2 protein-coding genes are annotated in these 3555 nt (G+C 41.7%); one reads left to right on the top strand and one right to left on the bottom strand.

Annotated features, from left to right (window positions below):
- Positions 1-157: 157 nt before the first annotated feature.
- Positions 158-1462, top strand: coding sequence for an ABC transporter substrate-binding protein (locus IM479_RS01725; RefSeq protein WP_286825613.1), 1305 nt, complete (start codon positions 158-160; stop codon positions 1460-1462).
- A gap of 319 nt (positions 1463-1781) precedes the next feature.
- On the opposite strand, the gene IM479_RS01730 is transcribed toward IM479_RS01725, so the two are convergent.
- On the bottom strand, positions 1782-3555 hold a 1774-nt coding region (locus tag IM479_RS01730), incomplete at its 5' end, for a class I SAM-dependent DNA methyltransferase (RefSeq protein WP_287699072.1).

Raw genomic sequence — 3555 nt, forward strand, 5'->3', positions numbered from 1 at the left:
ACTGAAAACGGACGGGTCGAAAGTGTCAGACTTAAGCAATTAAGCGTTTTTCGCTATCTGCGTCAACCCCGTTCAGCGACCACCCTAAAAAAGTGGCGTGGTGAGGAATCGCCGTCCGTTTTACGGCGGCGAGGATGTCAACCTTGATCTTACCGCCATGCAGAGATATATTCGATCGCCCCTAGCCCTAACCCTGAGCATCAGCCTCTTAGCTAATTTTTTAACCGCTTGTAATAATGCCCAAACCCCAGATAACAACGCCTCTAGCCCCACCACCACTGCCCCCGGGGATCAGGGCTTAAAATTAGGGGCTTTACTGCCCATTACCGGAGATTTAGCCGCTATTGGTCAAAATATGCCCGAAGCAGCCGCCCTAGCGGTAGAGACTATCAATGCCTGTGGTGGAGTCAATGGCAAACCAGTCACCCTCGTGAAAGAAGATGACCAAACCGATCCCGCCGCCGGTGCTTCAGCGATGACGAAACTAGCGGAGGTGGATAAAGTAGCCGGTGTGATCGGTTCCTTTGCCAGTAGCGTCTCAGGAGCAGCCGTCGATGTGGCGGTGAGAAATAAAGTTATGTTAGTCTCTCCGGGTAGCACCAGTCCTGTATTTACTGACAGGGCGAAAAAAGGCGATTTTCAAGGTTTTTGGGCGCGGACGGCTCCCCCGGACACCTACCAAGCTCAAGCTTTAGCGGTCCTAGCTAAGAAAAGGGGTTTTCAAAATGTGGCCACCGTCGTGATCAATAACGATTACGGAGTGGGATTTGAACGGGAATTCGTGAGCGCTTTCGATAAATTAGGCGGCACTATCACTAATAAGCAAAATCCCGTCCGTTATGACCCGAAAGCTGCCACTCTCGATAGTGAAGCGGCGGCTGCCTTCGCTAACCAACCGGATGCTGTAGCGGCAGTCCTTTACGCTGAAACGGGCAGTTTATTACTGCAAGCGGCCTATAAACAGGGATTGACCAAAGGAGTTACCGTCCTCCTCACCGATGGGGTTTTTTCGGAAGATTTCACCAAACAGGTGGGGAAAGGAACCGATGGTAAGTCAATTATTGCGGGGTCCCTAGGCACGGTCCCCGGGGCCGACGGTCAAGCTTTAAGTGCTTTTACTACTCTCTGGAAAGAAAAGACCGGCAAGGATGTCACCGCTTTTGTTCCCCATACTTGGGACGCGGCGGTTTTATTGATGTTAGCGGCCGAGGCGGCTAAATCTAACACTGGTGAAGGGATTCAAAGCAAGATTCGTGAGGTGGCTAACGGTCCGGGGACGGAAGTAACCGATGCTTGTCAAGCCATGGAAATGATTCGCAAAGGCGAGGATATTAACTATCAGGGAGCCAGTGGCAATGTGGATATCGATGAAAATGGCGATGTGGTCGGTAGTTACGATGTCTGGACTGTCAAGGATGATGGGACTCTCAAGGTTATCGATCAGGTGACACCCAATCAGTAATTAGGGCTGGCTGAATAAATCTAAAAACCTTGCTGGATAAGACTTTTAGACTTTTTTCCCATCAAAAATTACCGGACCGGGGAGTGATCGGGGGGAAAATTCCGGGACTTTTTCCCTGAAAATTAGGTAATTTACCCCCTCAAAATCGGTAAAACCCCACACCCTGCCCCCACGAAAAACTTTTTGCCGCAAACCCTACTTATGAGGAGAGGCACTCATGCAAGAGGGAGAATAAATAATCAGTTTTTAATAACCGGATTTAGTATTTTGTGCCAAGGCAGAGCCTTGGCACAAGCAAAATTTCTTGAAGCATTTTCGGTTATTGAGAATTTTTTCGTTTCCTGGCTTTTTGTTTGCTGGTAGAGAGTAAGGGAGCGGTTAATTTTTCATAGAGTTCAAAGAGGTATTCAATACGATTTAATTCACTGGTAAAGCGTTGGGGACGATAACACAAATCAACGGCTTTGTCAAGTTTTTGGTGAGCTTTGATCAGGTCAGGAGGCATGGTTAAAGGATCGTATAAATCCGCAAGACTACTATCGGGATATTTTGCCCTTGTATCTAGTACAGCTTGAGCGCAAGTCTCGACGGTTTGTTTTTGTTTTTCGGTCGCAGTTTCAGGAAAAGGGTAGTTATTATAAACAATATCTTTTGAGTAACGATAATCACTTTTTAATCTGCCACACACATATTTAACCCATGCCATGTGCATTTCTGAAGTAAGAATACCAAATAAATATAAATCGCCGTTCGGAATAGCTTGACAAGTATCACTGACGATATTATCAGCCGTAAAAAAGCCAATGGGAATGTATTTTCTATTTTCTGACGTAGTTCTAGGTACAAGAATATAGTCTGATTTGGGTTGCGTTATTTGTCGAAATAAACAATGATAAGAATAGTTTCGGGTTGAAGCTGCAATACTTTTTGATCTGAATTGCTTCACGGCTTCCACACGCTCCAAAATTTCAGGTATATTCTTGAGTTCATTGGGTTTAATATCGAGTAGCCACAAACACCATTTTTTACCACCATTTAAAAATTCTCTAGCACTAATAAAAGGTCTGATAAATTTAATTAACAAAGGATTTTTTGAGACAAGAGTATTTTTTTCTTCTTCGGATAAAATAAAATTACCTCCATCTGTTGGCTTATTTCCATACATCATATTAGGGACATTACAGAGAGGATATTTTCGATTAAAAACCAGAATATTGTTTGCATTGATTAAGTAAGGATTAATATTTTTGGCTTTTATTAAAAGCAGCTCACTGGTTATAGTCTGATAGTCGAATATATATTTTTCATTAGCTTCAAAACTAGCAAATCCAATAATCACACAATGAACCGCAGCATTACCTTTAGCTTCATTACTCCATTTGAAAGTTCTATGGGCAAAATGAATACTGATATTAAATTCGTTTATTAAAACATTCCATAAAATAGATGATTGTTCCCCTTGAGAAATAGAATTAGTCGCGACTAATCCCACCTTAATTTTTGTGTTTTGAATAAATTGAGCAGATTTATAAAACCATGCTGATACATAATCCATAACCCCTGATCCAATGATTTTATCAAGAACTAACTTTAAGTCTTCTTTTTGATCAAAATTTTGGTAATGATGCCCCACAAAAGGAGGATTTCCTAAAATAAAATTGAGCTTCTCTTTTGATATAACTTCCTCCCAATCAATCCGCAAAGCATTTCCATTAACAATCTTTGCCGCTTTCTTCAACGGTAAACGCACAAAATACTGACCAAAAGTATTACTAACCTTAATATTCATCTGATGATCAATTAACCACATTGCCACCTCAGCAACTCTTACCGCAAACTCATCGTATTCAATACCCGCAAACTGATTCACATCTACCTGAATAATAGCACTAATATCTGTTACTAACTGTCCCGTTTTATTTAATTCCTGTAATACCAAAATCTCTAAATCCCGTAACTCACGATAGGTAATAATTAAAAAATTGCCGCAACCACAGGCAGGATCAAGAAAATATAAATTAGCAATCTTTTTGTGAAATTCTAGTAATTTATTGCGATTGCCTTTAATCTTCTCAAATTCTCTGGATAAATCA

The organism is Microcystis sp. M165S2, assembly GCF_020245885.1.
GTDB lineage: Bacteria > Cyanobacteriota > Cyanobacteriia > Cyanobacteriales > Microcystaceae > Microcystis.

Coding starts and splice junctions, on each gene's coding strand:
- IM479_RS01725 (WP_286825613.1), top strand. CDS start 158: ATGCAGAGATATATTCGATCGCCCCTAGCCCTAACCCTGAGCATCAGC.